Here is a 21,503-nt window from a genome sequence, read left to right on the forward strand (position 1 = left end):
CTCAGGCATCAGATGCGACCGGATCGACGAGATCGACCGGCACGATCTCACGGTTTCCGTCCCGCTCGACCCAGACTGCCCAGAATGCCAAGCTGTCCCGCTGGCGAGCCACGAACGGCACGCTCACCAGGCGACCGAGACCCGGCCGGGCCGGCAGCCGGAGATGCACCATCGCACCGGGAACCAGCGCGATCGGTTGGACGGGTTGTCCTTGCAAGCCCCGCGAGGACACGAAGCAGGCTGGGCGATCGAGGCCGAGACTCGTGCTCGGCAGGAGTGCGACCCACCGCCCGGCACGCTCGGCCAGAAAGTCGAAGGCCGGTTCCGGCACGGAGAGTCGACCGAACCCCTCGAGCATGAGCACACCGAAGGGAAACGGCCAGTCCGCACTCGGGCCGGCCAGTGCCCGCTGGAGACGGATCGGCGTCGCGCTTCCCCAGAACGGCTCGAGCGCGTGCGTCGAGAGACCGCCCACGATCACACCGGCTGCTCCCACATCGTGGAGACGTCGGAGCGCAGCGCTGCTCACCGTCAGACCGGCCAGAACGATCGCTCCGCGACAGCGCTCGTCGAACTCCTCGACAGGGAGCTCACGATCCGGCCGATCAGCCAAAACGATCAGTGGGCCAGCGCTTTCCCGGCCGAGGAGGCTCGCTCCGAGCAGAAGATCACCGATGGCACGAATCGTCACTGCATCGTCGGCAACGCTTCTCACCTCGCCGGCGACGAGAGCAGGCACCGCACGCCGCGGTGGATCAGCCACCACAGTCAAGAGACCGGTTTCGGCATCCAGCGTTGCCAATCGCCCAGCGATCGGGCTGGTCACCTCTTGGCTCCGCAGCCCTCGTCGACGCACTGCTACCACTTCACCTGCCTCGACGCGCTCCCCGAGCGCACGCACCAGGTAGCGCGCTGCCTCCACTGGTGCGACTCCGAGTTCCGCCGCGAGCGCGATCCGTGCACTGCGTGGCAGGCCATCGGCCGCCATCGCCAGGATCGTCTCCGGCTCCACCAGTTGCCCAACAGCGACACGCAGTTCCGGGGCAGCCAAGCGATGCCGCACGAGACATTCCACATCTCGTGTGACCAAGGGCAGGCGCCCGAGAGTGCTCACCGCATCACCCCCTCCGCCACGCCGAGGTCAGCCAGCCAGGAACGGATCCGCCGAATTCGTGCTGGCGGATCGTCCGGTATCCGCAGGGGACGTCCTCGTGCATCGATCACGATCCCGAGTCGCGTCCAGCCGAGCGCTGCCTCGCCAGCGAACTCGATCGCGACTCCTGGCTCGAGGCTCCCGATCCGAATACCTGCCTCCGGCTCCACGAGAAGTTCCGCTGAACGGCCGGAGGGAAACGGGAGCACGTGCAAGCTTCCCCAGGGCACCGCGAAACGGTGCACGAGATCGCCCGCACGGAGCTCGCCGCGGACGGCGATCGCTCCCTCCACTCCGTCGCCAGCCACGACGACGACATGAGCCAACGGAAAGAGCGCATCCCGTTCCAGGAGCCTCGCCGCGTACCCCGGATCGATTTCCGCGAGCGCACCGCACGTCGCCAACAGATCTGCCTCGTCGAGCGCGACACTGACGAGCCCGCCCGCCGGAAGCGGCGCGAACCCATCGAGCGCGCACAGCAACGCGAGTTCCGCAGGAAGCCAAGCCAGACGTGGCCCGAGTGCGACGAGCGTGAGGTCCTCGCGCATTCCGCTCGGTGGCCCGGAGTTCGCCAGATCCTGCACGAGCGCTCGCACCGCTGCAGTCGCGATCAGTTGGTCACGCGGCTCGAATAGGAAAGGAGATGCCGTCATGGCGCGATTGGCGAGCCAGTCGAGGATGTCTTCTTCGGTCATCGGAAAAGGAAGCCAGCGCACGATCGCCTCCAGACCGAGCGCAGCCAGTCCGAGCGCCCCCTGCTCGAGGTCACGCCCAGCTCGATAGAGCGTCAACATCCCCTCGGAACGCGCCCAGATACCGAGCATCCCCTGTTCGAGATCGACGAGAGCGACACGCTGGTCAGCACGCCGGACGAGAAAGGCGAGCGCACGCTCCAATGCCGTGGCACGATCGACGAAGCGATCCAGTTCCAGTGCTTTCAACTCCGCTGACAGCAGCGTTGCCACCCGGGAGCGAAACTCGCTCGTCACCGCTCGGACGATCTCAGCCGGTTGGGAGGTAGCCGGATCGACGCCCATGAGTTCGACCTGATTGCCGATCGTTCTCGCCACCAGTTGCTGGATCGTTTCCGGCGCGATGACGATACCGAGTTCGAGATCGAATGCGTCGCCGAGGGCGTTGCTCACTGCCACCATCGCCGACTGCCAGGCACGCTCATCGGGTCCCCCCGTCAGGAGGAGAAAGCGAGGACGCAGTTCCACGAGCTCTTGCGCCAACGCGGTCACGCTCGCTGCTTCCGTCGCGTCGATCCAGTGGGTCTCGACCATGGCTGCTTCGGCAGCACGCTTGGCGAGGTCTGCCAGAAACGGGTCCGGTGCGATACCCAGCACTGCGAGGAGCGGAACGCTCGCCGGACTACCGACTGCGATCCAGGCATCGGCGCCATCTCCCAGCAGGCCGCGCGGACGGATCGGGCGCTCCTCGGCGAGCAGTCGGCGACCGAAGCGCTCTTCGGCGAACGCCAGTCCTGTCTCGACATCCCGGCCAGGAACCGCCACCGTTCCGAGCAGTCGTGGCTCACCCTCGACGCGGTCGGCCAGCACGACCCGCGTCATCCCCTGACTGCAGGAGATCGCTACAGCACTGTGCATGCGCGCTCTCCTCACTACCTCACGGGCGCGCTACCGGCTCTGCCACAAGATGTACAAGACCACACCGATCAAGACTGCCAGTGCCAGGAGCAGAGCGATTCGTACCAGGCGACGATCTTCGGCAGGCTCAGCAGCCGCAACAGCGACCCCACCGAGTGCCGGCGCGATCGGCAAGAGCAGGGGTGGAAGCGGCTCGAAAAGCGAAGGATCGGCCGTTTCGCTCGCGATCGGCTGCGACCAGGCGAGTACCACTGGCGGCACGACGAACGCCGAAGTCGTCGGCAAAGGTGGCGCTTCCGCTGCCGACTCGGTCGGCTCCCGCAACCACTCCGGCAGATCCAAATCGCTCAGCAACTGGAGCTCGCTTCCTGGAGTTCCCGGTTCCTCTGCCCGAAGCCACTCGGGAATCGGCACATCACCGAGCGACTCCCCCGGAGCCTGTTCGAGCTGCTCGAGCGCACTCAGATCGAAGGGAAGGAGGATTCCACACTGGCGGCAATAGGTATCCTCGGGAGCACGCAACGCTCCACAGCTGGAACACACTGCCGTACCGGCGACCGGTTCACGGATCGCAGCACCACAGATGGGACAGGTGCCACGTTGCTCACCGATCCGCTGTCCACACTGTGGGCAGTACACCGAAGCTTCTCCGTTCGCACACGATCCTCTGGGAGCGAGTGTAACACCGGATACGGATCGACAAGAGCCCCAGAAGTCCTAATCGAGGGAGCCTCCACGGAGTTCCGCACTGTCCAGCCAGATCGTGACCGGCCCATCGTTGACGAGCGCGACGTCCATGTGCGCACCGAACACACCGGTCTCGACTGGCACACCGAGTGCCCGCAGCGTCTCCGCGAAGGCATCGACGAGCGGTCGCGCCTCGTTCGGCGGGGCCGCCTCGATGAAGCTCGGCCGACGTCCCTTGCGCACATCGGCATAGAGCGTGAACTGCGAGACGACCAACGCACTGCCACCGATGTCGAGAAGCGAGCGGTTCATTTTGCCGGCTGCGTCCTCGAAGATCCGCAAGTGCGCGACTTTTTGCGCTAACCACTCAGCCGTCGCCCGGTCGTCACCACGCCGCACTCCGACCAAGAGCAGGACTCCCTGGCCGATCGAACTCACCACTGCTCCGTCCACCGTGACACTGGCTTCGCTCACTCGCTGGAGGAGAACCCGCACTGCCGTTACCTCCCGTCCGGATCGGAGTCGCGTTCCTGGACACTGCGCTGGAGCGTCGCCACCGCCAGTGCAGCGATCCCTTCACCGCGCCCGATGAATCCGAGTCGCTCGTTCGTCGTCGCTTTCACGCTGATCTGCTCGACTGTGAGGGACAACGCCGTCGCCAACCGCTCGCGCATTCGCTCCCGAAAGGGTGCGATGCGGGGAAACTCGGCGATGACCGTCGCATCGACAAAGACCACGCGCCAGCCAGCTCGGCTGACCGCCTCCCGAATGCGGCGGAGGAGCTCGAGACTGGAGGCATCCCGCCACCGCTCGTCGTCCGACGGGAAATGCGTTCCCAGATCACCGAGTCCAGCCGCCCCCAGCAGCGCATCGCCGATCGCATGAGCCAAGACATCGGCATCCGAGTGCCCAGCAAGGCCGACCGTTCCCGGGATCTCGACACCACCCAGCACCAGCCGCCGCCCCGGCACGAGGGGATGGACGTCGTACCCCAAACCGACTCGCATCATGCGTTCCCCCGCATCCTACGCTCGAGGATCAGCTCGGCGATCGCCACGTCGAGCGGCGTCGTCAGCTTGAGATTCTCGGGATCGCCCGGAAAGATAAATACTGGAAAACCAGCACGTTCGAGCAGCATCGCTTCGTCCGTGACGGTCACCCACTGCGCGCCAGCCCGGCGGTACGCTTCGCGAAGCCAGTCCAACCGAAAGACTTGTGGCGTTTGCGCCGCTACCAGCGTCGCGCGTTCCGGGGTCGTCACGACTCGCCCATCACTGGCCACCTGCTTGATCGTGTCGGTCACCGGGATCGCTGCGACCGCTGCACCGTGTCGCTGCGCCGCCACGACGGCTCGCTGGACGAGTTCGGGTGTCACGAGCGGCCGAGCAGCATCATGGATCAGCACATACCGTCTGTCGTCCGGTACACGCTCCACTCCCGCTCGAACCGAGAGGGCACGCTCAGCCCCACCGATCACGACCTGGACAGGAAGCGACAGCCCGAGCACAGTGCACAACGACTCGACCGCTTCCCGGTTCGCCTCGCTGGCCACGACGATGATCTCCGCGATGACACCGGAAGCACTCAGTGCCTCCAAGACCCAGGCCAAGGCAGGACGACCAGCCAGGGGGAGCAGTGCTTTCTCGCGCCCGCCGAGTCGTTGACCTCGCCCCGCCGAAGGAACGACCGCACTGCACGTCATCAGGACTCGCTCTGCGCGACCAACTGCGCGAAGACCAGACGTCCGGCCGGTGTACGCAGGATCCGCATGACTTCGACCGGCACGTCCTGGCCGATGCGCGATCGTGCTTCCTCGACGACGACCAGTGTCCCATCATCCAGATAGCCGATCGCCTGCTGCGGCTCGCGTCCCGGGCCACTCAGGTGAAGGACGAGGCGATCCCCCACGTGGACCGGACTGCGGAGTGCTTCTGCCAGCTGATGAGGATTCCACACCACGAGTCCCTGGACACGAGCCACGTCCGCCAGACGCTGATCGCAGGTCACCAGCCGACCGGCGAACTCTCGGCAGCAGTCGACGACTGCATCGTCCGCTTCCGTTTCGGGAACGCGCTTAGGAACTACCACGAACTGGGAACCGAACTCCTCACGCAAGCGCCGCAGAAGCTCGAGACCACGCCGGCCACGCGCTCGTCGGGAAGAGTCGCTGTGCTCAGCCAGCCGATGGAGTTCCCGCACGACTTCTTCCGGGACGAGAAGCTGCGCATCGGGTACGGCAAGCCGGACGAATTCCCCGATCCGCCCGTCGATCAACGCGCTGGTATCGAGGACGAGGGCGAGGCCCGGCCGCTGGGAACGGAGCCCCATGACCTCCATCAACTCGCGGCGCCGGCTGCTCACCAGCGCTGCTCCGACCAGCATGGCCAGCAGGGCCACAGCCGGGGGGATCAGTTGCCCGGCGGGGCGAGGCAGGAGCGCCAACGGCCAGGCCAACAACAGCCCGAACACTCCGCCAGCGAAGGCACCGATCCCGCCAGCGATCAGGGCATCGATCGTCAACGCACGCAAGCGCGCCCAGATCGCATCCGAGAGATCGAACAGAAGATAAGGTGTCACCAGAAAACCGAGTGCAGCGAGGACCGAGGCGAGAAAGAACTGCGTCACCACGACTAGTTCTGGACGCGCAGCGAGGAAGCCGCCGAACGACCAGCCTAGGAGCGCGCCGATCGAGAGACCAGCATATCGGAAGAGACGGCCGAGCGGCCCCCGCGCCCGTTCAGCGCGCATGCGCCGCCGGTCAGCTGGGGAACGAGCCCCCGCTTCACCAGCCGTTTCCGCTTCGGTGGTTTCTCGCGAAGATCCGACCACGACCATCGCGCCCGCACCATCGCTCGCTGGCACCGACTCTCACTGCTCAGGCAGTGTAGCAGCACCTCCACGACCCGAGCGAGCCCGTGCTGCCAGCATGTCCACCGACTGGCGAGGGACATCGACACTCCCGAGTTCGCGTTCGGCTCGGAACCCGGGTCCGTGGTAATCGCTTCCGCCCGTCGGGATCAATCCCCAGCGCACAGCTAACGCAACGAGTTCTCGTTGGATTTCCGGCGCATACTCGGCATACCAGGCTTCCAACCCTACGAGCCCGACCGGCACGAGTTCCTCCAAAATCGTCTCCGGATCGCCGACACTCAGCGGATGAGCGAGCACCGGAGCGCCCCCGGCAGCCAGTACGATCTCGACGGCACGCCGAGGAGAGGGATACGTGCGGGGCACATACGCCGGTCGGTTGCGCCCCAAGAACCGCTCGAACGCCTCGTCGATCGATCCCGCGAACCCTCGCGCGACGAGCAAGCGCGCTGCGTGAGCGCGGGTGATGGTTCCCCCTCGGGCGATCGCTTCGAGATCTCCGATCGTCACGGGAAGGCCGAGGTGGCGGAGTCGCTCGACCATCCGCTGAGCGCGCTCCCGACGCGCGGCAGCGAGCGACGCCAGATGCGCCTGGAGCACCGGATCCGCTGGATCGATGAAATAACCGAGGATATGGACTTCGCCTGTTTCGACCGCTGTGCTCAGCTCGATGCCCGGAACGATATGCACACCACGATGAGCAGCCGCGGATTGGGCAGCCGGAAGACCAGCGACCGTATCGTGATCGGTGATCCCGAGCACTTCGATACCGCGCAGCGCGGCAAGCTCGACGAGATCCTCGGGCGAGAGGCTGCCGTCCGACGCGGTCGTGTGCGTGTGAAGGTCGATCGAACCCATGAGCGGGAAAACGAACTGCCCCCAGTCAGGAGTGACTGGGGGCAGCGAGTTCTCAGCGCGGTTCGACGATCAAGCGGATCGCGGTGCGATCCTCGTTCCCGATCGTCACCGTGATGAACGAGGGAAGACAGACCGCATCGATACCGGATTCCGCCAGGTAATCGCGGGCGATCGCCACCGCCTTGATCGCCTGGTTGGCCGCGCCAGCACCGATCGCCTGCACTTCAGCACGCCCGACTTCACGGACGACACCAGCGATCGCACCAGCGACGGCACTCGGGCGCGAGCGAGCCGAAACCTTGAGCACTTCGCTGCGGCGCGGACGCTGCCCACTACTCCCTTGCGCGCTCGAGCGCACCGGCCCCTGATTCGCCTCCTCCTCGGGCGGGAAACTCGCTTCGGTCCCGATCTTGATTTCACGCAAATCCAGTTTGCTGAAGAAGCGCTCCATGCTGTCTCCTCCGATGGATGTGGGTCACTGCCACGCTTGTCGCCGAGCCTGATACCGATTCCGAGCAGCGTGTCCGACGCTTCGCGCTGTCCCCACTCCTCTCCTGTGTCGCTTGTCCCGAAATCCCCTTCCAATCGCCGTCGCGACGGCTACTGCGCAAAGCTGCAGCCGCGTGTAGGCGTACCATACCGCGATCATGCCGTCAATAGGGAGCGCCCAGCATATTCGACAGCGCCCATCCACGCTGCTGCTGCGCCCGCATGCCCAGCTTCCGCAGCGAGAAAGGTCGAGAAAGCAACGCCACAACGGGAAGGCATTCGCGAGGCGCAGCGTCGCTCGTCCCCGGTCAGGCCTCGTCGGGGACTCCGTGCGCCCGGAGAGTACCACCGAGTGCTCGCGCGCCCAAGCCCGTCAGGCTCTGGCAGGATCACTCGGCTGATGCCCAGCCTTCCCGGCACGCGGCGAGAGCGGCGCGACTCTCCGGACTCGCGAGGCCGGAGTGCATCGGCGCGATCACCCCGAGCTGCTCGCGCGGTAGCAGTTCAGAGTTGGCGGAGATGGAGCGTATCGGCGTGGCCGGGTTCGGGAAAATAGCGGAGACTCGTGATGAAGACAGCATGATCACCGCTCCTGACCAGCCCGCTCGCACGCGCTGCCCCTGCTGCCTGCTCGATCAGCTCCTCACTGGTCTCGGCGAACGAAGGAAGCGCCAGCGACGTAACCCCCCAAACCAGGGAGAGTTGTCGGGCAACCATGGGATCGCAAGTCACTGCGACGATCGGTGCGGCTGGTCGCTCACGAGCCACTTCCCGGGCAGTAAACCCACTTCGCGTGATCGCCACGATCGTGCGAACCGCTCGCCAACGCCGAGCGAGATCGGTGGCGGTACGCGCGATGGTCGCCGCGATCGTCGTGGGCTCTTCTTCTTCGGGAACCGGTGCAGGGGTCAGCTGCTGCTCGGTGGCGACGATGATGCGATGCATCATCGCGACCGCCTCGATCGGATACTGGCCAGTCGCGGTTTCCGCACTGAGCATCAGAGCGTCGGCTCCCTCGAGAACGGCATTCGCCACGTCGCTGACCTCCGCGCGAGTCGGGATCGGCTGCGTCGTCATCGATTCCAGCATCTGCGTGGCGATGATGCTGGGAATACCGAACGCACGGGCGACGCGGATGATCCGCTTTTGCGCGATGGGCACTTCCTCTGGCGGCAGCTGAACACCGAGATCGCCCCGAGCGACCATGACAGCGTCGCTCTCGCGTGCGATCTCGCGGATCGCTGTCAGAGCCTCGGGGCGCTCGATTTTCGCGACGAGCCGAGCGCGCCCACCGCACTCGCGCAGGATCGCTCGTACCGACCGGAGATCATCCGGCCCAGTGACGAAGCTCACACCGATGTACTCCAGCTGGTGCTCGGCAGCGAAGGCGATATCGGCTCGATCGCGCTCGCTCAATCGGAAAGGACGGCCAGGGACTCCTGGCACAGCAACTCCCTGTCGCCCCCGGATCTGGCCACCGCGCAGGACACGAGCCAGCAGCTCGTCCCCCACGCGCGACTCCACGACCAGCTCGATCAACCCGTCGCTGATCAGGATCCGATGTCCGGGCTGCAGCTGAGCGACCAGTTCGGCATCGTCGATACTGAGCCGCTCCGGCGAGAGCGGCTCAGTGCCCGCAACGATCCGCACACGCGTATCGCGAATCAGTCGGAATGAATCACCCTCCAGCGGACCAGTCCGTGGCTTCCAACTCGCCAAATCCTGCAGGATGGCGATCGGTCGCCCTGCCCGGTCAGCAGCGGCCCGCAAGTCAGCTACGATGGGCCGGCGTTCCTCTGGCGAATTGTGTGCTGCGTTCACCCGAAAGACATCGACTCCAGCGGCGATCAGCTGGTCCAACATCTGCGGACTCCAGGATGCCGGCCCGATCGTTGCCACGATCTTGGCGCGACGCCGCCAGCACGATGCTCGCTCTCCCGACACGAGGCACCTCCTCGCTCCCCCAGCCCAACACGACGAGCAGACGAGGATAGCCCGCGGGACACTGACAGGCAATGCAGGCCACCCTGCACCGCTCCTGATCGGGCATATGGCGGCAGTGACCTGGATAGGCAGCGTTCGACGGTCACCAGCGAGCGTGCTAGGATCATGAGCGCACCGGAACACGAGTGCTGCGTAAGGATATGGTAAAGCTGATGCGCGCTGCGCGCTCGCACCGATATGACAAGACGCTCGAAGCACGAGCGTGCTCGATCCGGGAGGACATGCCGGATCCAACCATCAGCGCACCCGGGCGAAGGAGTCGTGACGATCGACGGTGCTGGGGCGTGTCGCACGAATCTCCCTATCATCGACAGCCAGTTCACCGACCGGATTCTGGTCGAACTCCCGTTCATTCCTGGGCACGAGCATGCCGGTTTCGTCGTCGCGTTCAGCGCCGCGGTGCGACGCGTCCGCCCCGGTGCTCCACTCGTCGTCTCTCCACCGATCACCGATGGCACCTCCCGAGCTCGCCGACTTGGCTAAGACATGGTCTGCGAGCGGGATGCTTTCCAGCACTCACGTGCGACGGGGAACTCGCCGATCATCTTTTGACGAAGGAGCGGACTCTCGTGCGGATACCAGAAGGACTGTCACCGCGTGCGGCGGCGCCTCATACCGATGCCGGACCGACTGCCTACCGTGTGGTCAAGCGGGTGCGCTCCTGGCTCGAATCGGGCGACACCGGCGTGCCCATCGGCTTCGGTGGGCTCGGGCAGAGCTCGTTTCCGATCCCGCACGTGCTGGCCCTGGTCCACAGTATCGTTGTCCATCGCCCCGAGCAGACCCGTGATGACGCCCAGGACCTCCGCGCAGGCTCGACGGAGCGAGCTGACGTCGAGCCGACCAGTGACGATCGGCACAGCTCGGGAAGGCAGGGTGCAGCGGTTCCCCTGGACGTCGTCAGCAGAGGATCCAGACGCCAGCGAGGATCGACGATGACGTGCCGCGGCGTCGCCTCTCGCGTCGTGGGCTATGGTGGACGAATCGATATCCTCACTGGAGAACTCGTCGACCGAGGAAAGACAGTCGTGGGCGAACCTGGTCGGGACGGGAAACGAACTGGTCGAACTCATGGAGCTCGTTGCCGAGATGGGGATCACTTCCTCGCCCAACGACGACCCACTCATCCAGATCGACCAGACACTCCGGGACCTCCGGGACAGTGACAGGAAGGGGCGCGCGGTACCCGTGTCTCGAGGACTGCGAGCGATGGAAAGGAGGCGGACGATGCCGATCGAGCTGGTGACCGTGCCCATCGAGAAGCCGGACCACGTGAACGTGATCTTCGGGCACAGTCATTTCATCAAGACGGTGGAAGACTTGCACGAGGCGTTGGTCAATGCGGTACCCGGGATCAAGTTCGGGCTCGCCTTCAGCGAAGCATCGGGACCCCGCTTGGTCCGCTGGAGCGGAACCGATCCGGAGTTGACCGAGCTGGCGCGGCGCAATGTCTTGAACATCGCGGCTGGACACTGCTTCCTGATCATGCTCGGCAACGCGTATCCGATCAACGTTTTACCGGCCGTTCGCAACGTGGTCGAGGTGTGCACGATCTTCTGTGCCACCGCCAACCCGGTCACGGTCGTGCTGGCCGACCTGGGTGAGCAGCGAGCCGTCCTCGGAGTCGCCGATGGCTTCAAGCCGCTCGGCATCGAGGGAGAAGAGGACATCGCCAAGCGGATGAGTTTCCTCCGGCAGATTGGGTATAAGCTCGGCCCTGGAGTATCATAAGCCAAGGTTGTGCCGGGACACCGAGCCGAGCGGTCGCGACGACCACGACGGAGTGGAACCGGTCAGGGAGGCCGGGCCAGTCGCGACCAGGCAGGCGCAAGACAGGAGGGATGCGATGACCAGCACAGTCGATGGTCAGCTGCCCGGGGTAGCGCTCTCCAAGAGCGAGCTTCTCGAGATGTACCGCCTGATGGTGCTGATCCGGCGCTTCGAGGAGGTCGCAGCGGAACAATACGCGCTCGGCAAGATCGCGGGCTTCTTGCACCTCTATATCGGGGAGGAAGCGGTCGCAGTCGGCGCGATCCGTGCCATGGATCCGGACGATCACCTGGTGACGCATTACCGCGACCATGGCTACGCGCTGGCGCTCGGTCTCGATCCGCGCCGTTGCATGGCAGAACTCTTCGGCAAAGCGACCGGTCTGGTCGGCGGGCGCGGTGGCTCGATGCATTTCGCCGATGCATCCAAGCACTTCTGGGGTGGCTACGCGATCGTGGCTGGCCTCCTGCCGATCGCGGCTGGGCTCGGCTTGGCCAGCAAGTACTTGAACCAGCGGCGCGTCGCAGTGGCGATCTTCGGCGATGGCGCGACCAATAACGGCGCCTTCCACGAAGCACTCAACTTCGCTGCCCTGTGGAAGCTTCCCGTCCTGTTCCTCTGTGAGAACAACCAGTACGGCATGGGCACCGCCGTCCAGTATGCCTCGGCCGTGCGGGAGATGTACCGGAAAGCCTGCGCCTACGACATCCCCGCCGAGCGAGTCGATGGCCAGGATGTCCTCGCCGTCTACGAGGCGACGAAGCGAGCGCTCGAGCATTGCCGGTCCGGGAATGGCCCCTACTTCCTCGAAGCTCTCACCTATCGCTACCGTGGGCACTCGATGGCCGATCCGGAGACGTATCGGTCCAAAGAAGAGGCCGAAGAGTGGCGACGTCACCGGGATCCGATCGAGCGCTTCCGCCGACAGTTGCTCGCCCACAATGTCGCCACCGCGGAGGAACTGACAGCGCTCGACCAGGCAGTCGAGGAGGCGGTCGCCGAGGCCGTACGCTTCTCCGACGAGAGCCCCGAACCGGACCCGGAGACACTCACCCAGTACGTGTATGCCGACCCGATCACCGTGCGCTAGAGAGGGATGGAGACGACGATGACACGAGAGATCACCTACCGCGACGCGCTGCGCGAGGCGCTGCGCGAGGAGATGTACCGCGACGAGCGCGTCTTCCTCATGGGCGAAGACATCGGCGCGTACGGTGGCTCCTATGCCGTCACCCGCGGCTTCCTCCAGGAGTTCGGGCCGGATCGGGTCCGCGATACACCGATCGCCGAACTGGGGATCGTCGGGCTCGGGATCGGGGCCGCGATCGGTGGTCTCCGCCCGGTCGTCGAGCTGATGACAGTCAATTTCGCACTGCTCGCCTTGGACCAGATCGTGAATCACCTGGCCAAGATTTACTACATGTTCAATGGGCAGTTCACCGCACCGGTAGTCGTGCGCACCGCCGAGGGTTTCGGCCAACTCGGTGCGACGCACTCGCAGTTCTTCGAGAATTACTTCGCCTATGTTCCCGGGCTCCGAGTCGTCGCTCCGGCCGTCCCGAAGGACGCCAAGGGGTTCCTCAAGGCCGCGATCCGCGGGAACGATCCGGTCATCTTCATCGAGCATTCACTGATCTACCGTAACCGCGGTGAAGTACCCGACGGGGAGGACTTCCTCCTGCCGCTCGAGGGAGCCGAAGTCCGGCGCGAAGGGCGCGACGTCACCATCGTCTCTTGGCTCCGCGGCTACTACCTAGCGCTCGGTGCAGCCGAGGAACTCGCCCGCGAGGGGATCGAGTGCGAGGTGATCGATCTGCGCGTCCTGCGCCCGCTCGATATCGAGACGATCGTCCGCTCCGTGCAGAAGACGAACCGTCTGGTGATCGTGGAGGAAGGCTGGAAGTCGTTCGGCGTCGGAGCCGAGATCGCTGCATCGGTCCAGGAACAGGCACTCGACTACCTGGACGCGCCGATCATGCGCGTCGCGAGTGTCGAAGTCCCGATGCCGTACGCGCGTAATCTCGAACGCCTGGTCATCCCGAACAAGGACAAGGTCATCGAGGCGGTGCGGGAGGTGCTCTATCAGCGGCTCCCCGCACCGGTCGCGCGGTAGCGCCAGGCACCTAGGGACGGAGGAAACGACATGGCACGACCGCTCGTCATGCCCCAGATGGGGTATGACATGAAAGAAGGCACCATCCTCCGCTGGCTCAAGCATGAGGGAGATCGTGTCGAGCGCAGCGAACCGATCGCCGAGATCGAGACCGACAAGGTCAATCTGGAGATCGAGTCGTTCGCCTCGGGCGTGATCCTGAAGCTCCTGGCCAAGGAGGGAGAGACCATTCCGGTCGGGCAACCGATCGCCCTGATCGGTGAGCCTGGTGAGAAGGTGGAAGAAGAGGTTGTACCAGCCCCTGCGGCTGTCGGCGCTGCCACCGCGGTAGCGACCGTCACCGCACCAGAACCGAAAGCGCCGGAAGCCGCACCGCTCGAGGAGGCTCCCATCGCACCCGGTGAACGAGTCCGCGCCTCTCCGCTCGTCCGGCGGCTCGCTGCCGAGCACGGTATCGACCTCAGCAAGATCCGCGGGAGCGGCCCTGGCGGTCGCATCGTCAAAGAGGACATCTTACCGCTCATCGCTGCACCACGCGCACCGTTGGCCCCGGAGCAGCCGGCTCCGGCCGCCGCACCGCCTCCACCGCCGCCACCCTCAGCCGCTCCGGCACCAGCGGCGGCACCCACAGTGACCGCTGCACCGGTGCCGGGATTGCCCGAGTTCGAAGTGATCGAACTCTCTCGCATCCGGCAGACGATCGCCCGCCGGATGGCCGAGAGCTTCCAGCAAGCGCCGCACTTCTTCGTCACCACCGTCGCCGAGGTCGACACGCTGCTCGCCCTGCGCGAGCAAATCAACGCGCAGGTCCCAGAGGACGAACGCGTCTCGGTGACCGATCTCCTGATCAAAGCCTGTGCGCTGGCACTGCGCGACTTTCCGATGCTGAACGCGAGCTTCGTCCCCCCGAGCCAGCTGCGCATCTATAAGCGCATCGACATCAACATCGCGGTCGCGACCGAGCACGGCTTGATCGCACCCTACGTGCCGGACGCTGACCGCAAGCCGCTCGCGGAGATCGCGCGACTGACCAAGGATCTGATCGCGCGCGCCCGCGAGGAACGCTTGCGTCCCGAGGAATATCAAGGAGGTACCTTCACGATTTCCAACCTCGGGATGTTCGGGCTGGTCGAGCACTTCACGGCGATCATCAACCCGCCCCAGGCAGCGATCCTCGCGGTGGGAAGCATCCTGCGCGAACCGGTCTATCGTGAGGGAAGCGAGGAACCAGTGCCGGTACGCCGCATGCGCCTGACCCTTTCGGTCGACCATCGCGTCGCCGACGGCGCCACTGCTGCCCGCTTCCTCGAGACAGTGCGCACGCTCCTGGAGCAGCCGATGTTGCTGCTCGTCCGCTGAACAGGGTCCGGGCACCTCGGGCGAGCCTGCCGGCTGTAAGCGGTCGGCAGGCTCGCGCGTTGTTTCGACAGAGCCGGAAACGATCCGGCCGGCTCGCGCCCCGGGGACAGCGGTCGAGAGGGATCCGCCAGTGAGGAACGATGTGTTACACTCGCCTCGTCCGGCACGGTCGGTAGCCTGCAGAAGGGGGACAACAGCATGAGACATTGGCGAAGACGCTTCGGCGTGGTTCTGCTCGCGCTCGGTCTAGTCGTGGCCTCGAGCGCTCCGGTCACCGCGAACTGGTCTGCCCCTGCCCCCACAGCGAGCCTCTGGGACATCGGTGAGCGACTCGTCGTCCCGTATCTGCCGAACAACGAGACGCTCGCGGGTACCGGCCCTTGGCACGGAACGGTCACCGTCGCCAACGCCAGCAGCTTCCCGGTGACCGTCGACATCGCCAAGGCGGATGGTTCTCCGATCACCAGCATCAACCTGCTCGGCAACGGCTCGACGACTTTGGCCGCGGGGACACTCTTCGGCACCAACCCTGGTGGCGGCCTCTTGCTCACGGGGCGGGAGCAAGGCGGCTGCGCACCGCAGGCAGTCCAGGAGTTCACGCGGACGCGCGGCACCCCAGCGAACTCGGCCGATACCATCGCGTTACCGATCCCGAGCGGCGTCAACGTCGCCCAGGTCGTCGTGAGCCAGGGAACGACGCTCTACACATCGCCGGCCGACTATACCTTCTCCCAAGTCGGCACGACGCTGAACATCAACTGGGCTCCACCAGGCGGAGCTGAGCCAGCTGGCGGCAGCGCCTACAGCGTGCAAGTCGCCTACGACTTTCCCTGCCGCCCGGCCCGACTGAGCGCGGCGGTCAAGCTCATGGCCCCAGCCCCCTCGACGAACGGTCGCACGAGCAGCACCCACCTCATGGTCAGTGGCTACGCCGGACTGAGCCAGGCCAGTGCGGTCGGCAGCACGCTGGTCGCACCGATCGCGCAGGCCAACTACAGCGGTTGGAAGACCGTCCTGCACGTCACCAACGTCGGCAACACGCTCTGCTCCGTCACCGTCAAGCTCTACCAGCACCCGAGCGGCACCCAGACGCACACGCTCACGCAGGCAGTGGCTGCCGGCGCGACCTGGAACCTGGACCTCGTCGCGGCCGGCATCCCGAACAACTGGCTGGGCACCGCGCGCATCGAAGGAGTCGGGTGTCAGCTGACCGCCAGCATCGACCGGATCAAGCCGACTCAGCCCTGGGGAGCCCCGGTCAACATGGCGCTCACCAACCTCGCTTTGCCGGTGAGCGCCCTGACCAGCACGGTCTACGTGCCGCTCGTCTTCCAGGCCTACTTCGATTGGAACACTGGCCTGGCAGTGACGAACGCTGGCGGCGCCCCCGCGACCGTGACGATCAACTACTACGGAACCAACGGGAACCTCATCACCACCAAGAGCCTGGGACCGATCGCCTCCAACTCGATGGACTTCGACTATCTCAGCGGGAGCGGCGGTCAACTCGCTCAGGCGGTCATCACCAGCACCCAGCCGATCATCGTCTCGGTCGATGCCGTCAAGTACACCGGGGGTGGCGCGGATGTCGGACAAGCGCTGACCTCGATGGGGATCAATGGGCCGCTCACCCTGACACCGGGTCTCCCGATGCCGCTCCTCCGTGTCCCGCTCTTCCAGAAGGCCGGCTCCGGCAGCAACGACAACAGCGGGATCCAGCTCTTCAACGTGGGTGGGGCAGCCGCAACGGTCACGCTCGACTTCTCCGATGCGAGCGGCGCACCGCAACCCCCCTCGCCCTTCACGGTCCCGGGGATCGCGCCCAACGGCGCCGTGACCATCTACGCGCCGAGTCAGGCGCCGCTCCCCGCCAACTTCCAGGGTCAGGTGCGCGTGGCCGTGACCGCAGGTGGACCGGTCGTCGCCATCACCAACAACGTCAACTACGACGTGCAAGCCGATGGCTCGGCCGCCTTCAACGTCGCGACCGGACAGCGCGCCCTCCGCGTCGACTTCGGTAAGGTCGCGAACAAGAACGGCGTGGATACGATCCTCGTCGCCCAAACGGTCGATGAGGACGGGGTGCAGATGCCCGCCCAACAGATCCTGGTTCAGGGACCGGCGGGCCTGACCATCACGACCTCACCCGCCTCCACGAACATGTTCGGAGCCGCGACCGTGCTCGTGAAGGGCACCAACACGTCGGCCCTCGTCACCGTCTGTTGGGACTTGAACACGAACGCCAGCTGTGACGCGACCGAGCCCACGGTCACGCAATCGATGAGCTGGACTCCCTGAGCGCGACGTGCATGGGCTCCCGCCCGGGACGAACTGACACTCGCTCCCGGGCGGGAGCGTCTTTTCGCTCGCCACGCTCGATCCTCCTGGCTCCGTTCCTGCTCGGCCGATCAGGCTGGAGTGCGTTTTCGGGCACGGAACGTGCTCGCCCGGCCGCTCACGGCGCGGCAGCAGGAGTCTTCGCACTGCTTCTCCCCGCACCCCCGGCTTCTCGCTGATCGCTCGCCCGCAAACCATCCGCGATTCCACCGATCGGTCCCACGATACATCCGAGACGGTGACGACCGGCAACGCGAGCGCAGCACCGGCGACGCACCCGTGATCGGCCTCTGCCAGAACGGCCAGCAGCGCTGCTCGGGAATGGCCAGCGAGTCGCTCCCACTCGACGAACGGAGCGATGACGAGCCCTTTTGCAGGCTGGATCAGGACCGAACTCGCGCTCGTCACCAGGAGCGGCAGCCACTCCGCCAGCAGCGCGAGCGCGAAGAGCCGCAGAGGCGTGCAGCGCGGTCCGACCGGCGACACGAACTCCCCTGGCGCCACGAGGCGACCGAGGAAAAGCACCGAGGAGACACCGAGCGGCTCGAGCACGAGCACAGTCGCTGCCCCGAGGAGGCTCATCACCATCAGCCGCGTCCCCGCCTCATCGTCGAGCCGGCTTCCACGATGCACGACGATGGCGCGCCGCAGTAGGTGCTGCGCGGGAGGCGCGGCTGCTCGCAGCGACGCGAAGGGCGCACGCCACCGCATCACCCGCCTGCTGCTCAGCGCCATGAGCGTGACCAGATCCGGCATAGTCGCGAGCGCCCAGTGTAGACGCAGCACGAACTGGCGAGCGAACGCGGCGAGCCATTGGCTCGTCATCGCCTCCAGCTGCGACTCGACCGGCGCTCGTTCCGCAGAGGATGCGCGGAAGTCGCGCCAGAGCGGCCGTCGCTGCGCCATTTGCTCGACCAGTCGAGGCAAGTCGTCCCGCAACGCGAGCGTTCGGGCGATCGGCACGAGAAGTACCAGCGACACGCTCGTCATCGCGACCGGACTGGTCGCCGCGAAGGTGAGCGACACTGCGACGCCCGCCGCGAGGCGATACTGTTCGAGTCAGCCGATCGAGCGAGCGATGGTGGCGGCGACCAGCACGGCGACGAAGAGAGTGACGAGCCGGCCGCGCCGGTCGAACAGGGGCTCACGGAGAGCCTGTCCAGTAGCAACCGAGAGGGTCCCGGAAGCGACGCTCGGAGCGAGACGCGGGTCGACGAACGCGCGCACCGTCCTTCTCCCCTCCATGCCGCCGTGACCCGCAGTCAACGATGGCTGGGTCGTTGCTACAATAGTCGAGTGCCCGTGTCCGGACACGGGTAGGGGAGTCTCATGGCCAGCGACAAGATCATCGTCCGCGGTGCCCGCGAGCACAATCTGAAGAACATCGATGTCGAAATACCGCGCGACAAGCTCGTCGTGATCACCGGCTTGTCCGGATCCGGAAAGTCGAGTCTCGCCTTCGACACGATCTACGCCGAGGGACAGCGACGCTACGTCGAGTCGCTCTCCGCCTATGCCCGGCAATTCCTCGGTCTGATGGAGAAGCCGGACGTCGACCAGATCGAAGGGCTCTCGCCAGCCATCTCGATCGATCAGAAGGCTGCCAGCCACAATCCGCGCTCGACGGTCGGCACGCAAACCGAGATCTACGACTACTTGCGGTTGCTCTACGCTCGGATCGGCAAGCCGCATTGTCCACAGTGCGGTCGCCCGATTCAGGCCCAAACCGTCCAGCAGATGGCCGAGCAGGTGGAAGCATTGCCCGAAGGGACGCGACTCTTCGTCCTCGCTCCGGTCATCCGGGACCGCAAGGGCGAACACCAGAGCGTGCTCGAGGAGTTGCGGCGTGCCGGTTTCACGCGCGTCCGGATCGACGGTGAGCTGCGCGATCTCGACGAGCCGATCGCCCTGGCCAAGACCAAGCGGCACAGCATCGAGGTCGTCGTCGACCGTTTGATCGTCCGGACCAGCGATCCGGAAGAAGCGCATGCCTTTCACCTGCGCGTCGTCGAAGCGTTGGAGACGGCAGTCAAGCTCGGCGGAGGAATCGCGCTGGTACAGCCGCTCGAGAGCGAGCCGATCGTCTTTTCGGAGCAGAACGCCTGCGTCCATTGTGGGATCAGTTTGCCTGAACTCGAGCCACGGAGCTTCTCCTTCAACAGCCCGCATGGCGCGTGCCCCGCCTGCGACGGGCTGGGTAGCAAGCTCGATTTCGACCCCGATCTCATCGTTCCCGACCCGGACCGTTCGCTCGAGGAGGGAGCGATCGCCCCATGGTTCCGCGAGGGACGGGAAAGTAACGCCTGGTATCTGGCGCTCCTCCGTGCACTGGCACGGGCCGAGGGTTTCCGCACCGATGTCCCCTGGCGCGAACTCCCTGAACGAGTCAAGCAGCTCATCCTCTACGGCGACGGCAGTCGGACCGTCACGCTGGTCTATGCTGGGAAGAGCGGCCAGGAGCGCTCCTACCGGGTCACCTTCGAGGGAGTCATCCCGAGTCTCCGCCGTCGCTATGCGAGCAGCAACTCCGATTCGGTGCGTGCCGAGATCGAGCAATACATGGCAGCGTATCCCTGCCCGGAATGCGGGGGATCCCGGCTCCGACCGGAGAGCCGCGCGGTGACCGTCGCCGGGCGCTCGATCGTCGAGGTGACGCGGCTCTCGATCGGCGAGGCGCTCCGCTTCTTCGACGAACTGGCTGACGACGCGCGCACGCCGCTTACCGAGCGAGAGCGGCGCATCGCGCAGCAAATTCTCAAGGAGATCCGCGAGCGGCTCGGCTTTCTCGTCGACGTCGGGCTCGATTACCTCACGCTCGACCGGCCGACCGCGACGCTCTCCGGCGGCGAAGCGCAGCGCATTCGGTTGGCGACCCAGATCGGCAGTCGGCTGATGGGAGTCCTCTACGTCCTCGACGAGCCGAGTATCGGGCTGCATCCGCGCGATAACGGTCGGCTCATCCGGACGCTCCTGCGCTTGCGTGACCTCGGGAATACGGTGATCGTCGTCGAGCACGACGAGGAGACGATCCGGGCCGCTGACTGGATCATCGATATCGGTCCGGGAGCAGGCGAGCACGGCGGGCGCGTGGTGGCGGCTGGCCCGCTCGAGGTGATCATCCGGACACCCGAGTCGCTGACTGGCCAATATTTGAGTGGTGCCCGCCGGATCGCTGTGCCGGAGCAGCGCCGCTCGGGCAATGGGCAGTGGCTCGTCGTCCGGGGGGCTCGTGAGAACAACCTGAAGAACATCGATGTCGCCTTTCCGCTCGGCTGCTTCATCTGCGTCACCGGCGTTTCCGGCTCGGGAAAGAGCACCCTCGTCGTCGACACCCTCTACCGGCGGCTGGCCCAGCTCTTTTACCGGGCGAAGGATCGTCCGGGCGCCCATGACGCGATCGAGGGGATCGAGCACATCGACAAAGTGATCAACATCGACCAAAGTCCGATCGGACGGACACCACGCTCCAATCCCGCGACCTATACCGGAGTCTTCACCCCGATCCGCGAACTCTACGCCTCGCTCCCCGAGGCCAAAGCACGCGGCTACGCACCGGGCCGGTTCTCCTTCAACGTCAAAGGAGGACGGTGCGAAGCTTGCGAAGGGCAGGGGGTCATCCAGATCTCGATGCAGTTCCTTCCTGATGTCTATGTTCCCTGCGAGGTCTGCCATGGCAAGCGGTACAACCGGGAGGCACTCGAGATCACCTACCGCGGCAAGAGCATCGCTGACGTGTTGGAGATGACGGTGGACGAAGCACTCGAGTTCTTCTCGGCTTTCCCGGCGATCCGGGCCAAGCTCCAGACCCTCTCGGACGTCGGCCTGGGATACATCAAGCTCGGACAGCCCGCCACGACGCTCTCCGGTGGCGAAGCGCAGCGCGTCAAGTTGGCGACCGAGTTGAGTCGGCGTGCCACTGGACGGACGTTGTACATCCTGGACGAACCGACGACTGGCCTGCATTTCGCCGATATCGAGCGGTTGCTCAACGTGCTCCAGCGTCTCACCGATGCCGGCAATACGGTGATCGTGATCGAACACAACCTGGACGTGATCAAGTGCGCCGACTACGTGATCGATCTCGGACCGGAGGGCGGCGCTGCCGGTGGATACGTGATCGCCACTGGTACCCCAGAAGAGATCGCGGCAATCGAGCACTCGTATACCGGCCAAGCCCTGCGCCGAGTCTTGCCAGTAGCGTCGCTCTCGCGGTAGGCCGTCACGCAACACCCACACAGGTAGTCAGCAAGCCCAG

18 protein-coding genes are annotated in these 21,503 nt (G+C 65.5%); 7 read left to right on the top strand and 11 right to left on the bottom strand.

The features are described 5' to 3' along the window. Position 1: 1 nt before the first annotated feature. The 10 genes from ACWIVK_RS11555 to pyk all read right to left on the bottom strand — a co-directional run bounded on the left by ACWIVK_RS11555 (position 2) and on the right by pyk (position 9,609). Positions 2 to 1,114 (bottom strand): hypothetical protein, encoded by a 1,113-nt coding sequence (locus ACWIVK_RS11555; protein WP_448576861.1) that lies wholly within the window; start codon positions 1,112 to 1,114, stop codon positions 2 to 4. Next, the gene (locus ACWIVK_RS11560; RefSeq protein ID WP_448576862.1) at positions 1,111 to 2,763 is read right to left on the bottom strand and encodes a hypothetical protein; all 1,653 of its coding nucleotides are present in this window, start codon (positions 2,761 to 2,763) and stop codon (positions 1,111 to 1,113) included. The genes ACWIVK_RS11555 and ACWIVK_RS11560 overlap by 4 nt, the downstream gene beginning before the upstream one ends. A gap of 30 nt (positions 2,764 to 2,793) precedes the next feature. After that, positions 2,794 to 3,402, bottom strand: a complete 609-nt coding sequence (locus tag ACWIVK_RS11565; protein ID WP_448576863.1) for a zinc ribbon domain-containing protein — start codon at positions 3,400 to 3,402, stop codon at positions 2,794 to 2,796. 78 nt (positions 3,403 to 3,480) lie between these two features. Beyond that, entirely contained in the window at positions 3,481 to 3,945 is a 465-nt protein-coding gene (dtd, locus tag ACWIVK_RS11570) for a D-aminoacyl-tRNA deacylase (protein WP_448576864.1), read from the bottom strand. 5 nt (positions 3,946 to 3,950) lie between these two features. Then, positions 3,951 to 4,460: a 2-C-methyl-D-erythritol 2,4-cyclodiphosphate synthase gene (gene ispF / locus ACWIVK_RS11575; protein WP_448576865.1), complete on the bottom strand. Its 510-nt coding sequence runs from the start codon at positions 4,458 to 4,460 to the stop codon at positions 3,951 to 3,953. Beyond that, the gene (ispD, locus tag ACWIVK_RS11580) at positions 4,457 to 5,152 is read right to left on the bottom strand and encodes a 2-C-methyl-D-erythritol 4-phosphate cytidylyltransferase (protein ID WP_448576866.1); all 696 of its coding nucleotides are present in this window, start codon (positions 5,150 to 5,152) and stop codon (positions 4,457 to 4,459) included. Before ispD ends, ispF begins: the two co-directional genes overlap by 4 nt. After that, positions 5,152 to 6,285 (bottom strand): hypothetical protein, encoded by a 1,134-nt coding sequence (locus tag ACWIVK_RS11585; protein WP_448576867.1) that lies wholly within the window; start codon positions 6,283 to 6,285, stop codon positions 5,152 to 5,154. Before ACWIVK_RS11585 ends, ispD begins: the two co-directional genes overlap by 1 nt. A 33-nt stretch (positions 6,286 to 6,318) precedes the next feature. Next, positions 6,319 to 7,176 carry a PHP domain-containing protein gene (locus ACWIVK_RS11590; protein ID WP_448576868.1) on the bottom strand — a complete coding sequence of 286 codons (858 nt, stop codon included), beginning with the start codon at positions 7,174 to 7,176 and terminating at the stop codon, positions 6,319 to 6,321. 52 nt (positions 7,177 to 7,228) lie between these two features. Then, complete coding sequence (locus ACWIVK_RS11595) at positions 7,229 to 7,627, bottom strand: stage V sporulation protein S (protein WP_448576869.1); 399 nt, start codon at positions 7,625 to 7,627, stop codon at positions 7,229 to 7,231. Positions 7,628 to 8,169: 542 nt separating this feature from the next. Next, positions 8,170 to 9,609, bottom strand: coding sequence for a pyruvate kinase (gene pyk / locus ACWIVK_RS11600; protein WP_448576870.1), 1,440 nt, complete (start codon positions 9,607 to 9,609; stop codon positions 8,170 to 8,172). A gap of 237 nt (positions 9,610 to 9,846) precedes the next feature. On the opposite strand from pyk, the gene ACWIVK_RS11605 reads away from it, so the two are divergent. The 6 genes from ACWIVK_RS11605 (at position 9,847) to ACWIVK_RS11630 (ending at position 17,209) form a co-directional block, all read left to right on the top strand. After that, positions 9,847 to 10,152, top strand: coding sequence for an alcohol dehydrogenase catalytic domain-containing protein (locus ACWIVK_RS11605; protein WP_448576871.1), 306 nt, complete (start codon positions 9,847 to 9,849; stop codon positions 10,150 to 10,152). Positions 10,153 to 10,902: 750 nt separating this feature from the next. Beyond that, positions 10,903 to 11,400 carry an adenosine-specific kinase gene (locus ACWIVK_RS11610; protein ID WP_448576904.1) on the top strand — a complete coding sequence of 166 codons (498 nt, stop codon included), beginning with the start codon at positions 10,903 to 10,905 and terminating at the stop codon, positions 11,398 to 11,400. A gap of 115 nt (positions 11,401 to 11,515) precedes the next feature. Further along, the gene (gene pdhA, locus ACWIVK_RS11615) at positions 11,516 to 12,529 is read left to right on the top strand and encodes a pyruvate dehydrogenase (acetyl-transferring) E1 component subunit alpha (protein WP_448576872.1); all 1,014 of its coding nucleotides are present in this window, start codon (positions 11,516 to 11,518) and stop codon (positions 12,527 to 12,529) included. 18 nt (positions 12,530 to 12,547) lie between these two features. Further along, complete coding sequence (locus tag ACWIVK_RS11620) at positions 12,548 to 13,552, top strand: alpha-ketoacid dehydrogenase subunit beta (protein ID WP_448576873.1); 1,005 nt, start codon at positions 12,548 to 12,550, stop codon at positions 13,550 to 13,552. 30 nt (positions 13,553 to 13,582) lie between these two features. Further along, positions 13,583 to 14,911, top strand: a complete 1,329-nt coding sequence (locus ACWIVK_RS11625) for a dihydrolipoamide acetyltransferase family protein (RefSeq protein ID WP_448576874.1) — start codon at positions 13,583 to 13,585, stop codon at positions 14,909 to 14,911. 198 nt (positions 14,912 to 15,109) lie between these two features. Then, on the top strand, positions 15,110 to 17,209 hold the full coding sequence (locus ACWIVK_RS11630) for a DUF4815 domain-containing protein (RefSeq protein WP_448576875.1): 2,100 nt from the start codon (positions 15,110 to 15,112) through the stop codon (positions 17,207 to 17,209). 1,098 nt (positions 17,210 to 18,307) lie between these two features. On the opposite strand, the gene ACWIVK_RS11635 is transcribed toward ACWIVK_RS11630, so the two are convergent. After that, complete coding sequence (locus ACWIVK_RS11635) at positions 18,308 to 18,475, bottom strand: hypothetical protein (RefSeq protein WP_448576877.1); 168 nt, start codon at positions 18,473 to 18,475, stop codon at positions 18,308 to 18,310. A gap of 102 nt (positions 18,476 to 18,577) precedes the next feature. Between ACWIVK_RS11635 and uvrA the strand changes: the two genes are divergently transcribed. Next, on the top strand, positions 18,578 to 21,463 hold the full coding sequence (gene uvrA, locus ACWIVK_RS11640) for an excinuclease ABC subunit UvrA (RefSeq protein ID WP_448576878.1): 2,886 nt from the start codon (positions 18,578 to 18,580) through the stop codon (positions 21,461 to 21,463). The last annotated feature ends 40 nt before the right edge of the window (positions 21,464 to 21,503 follow it).

It is taken from the genome of Thermomicrobium sp. (assembly GCF_053493975.1).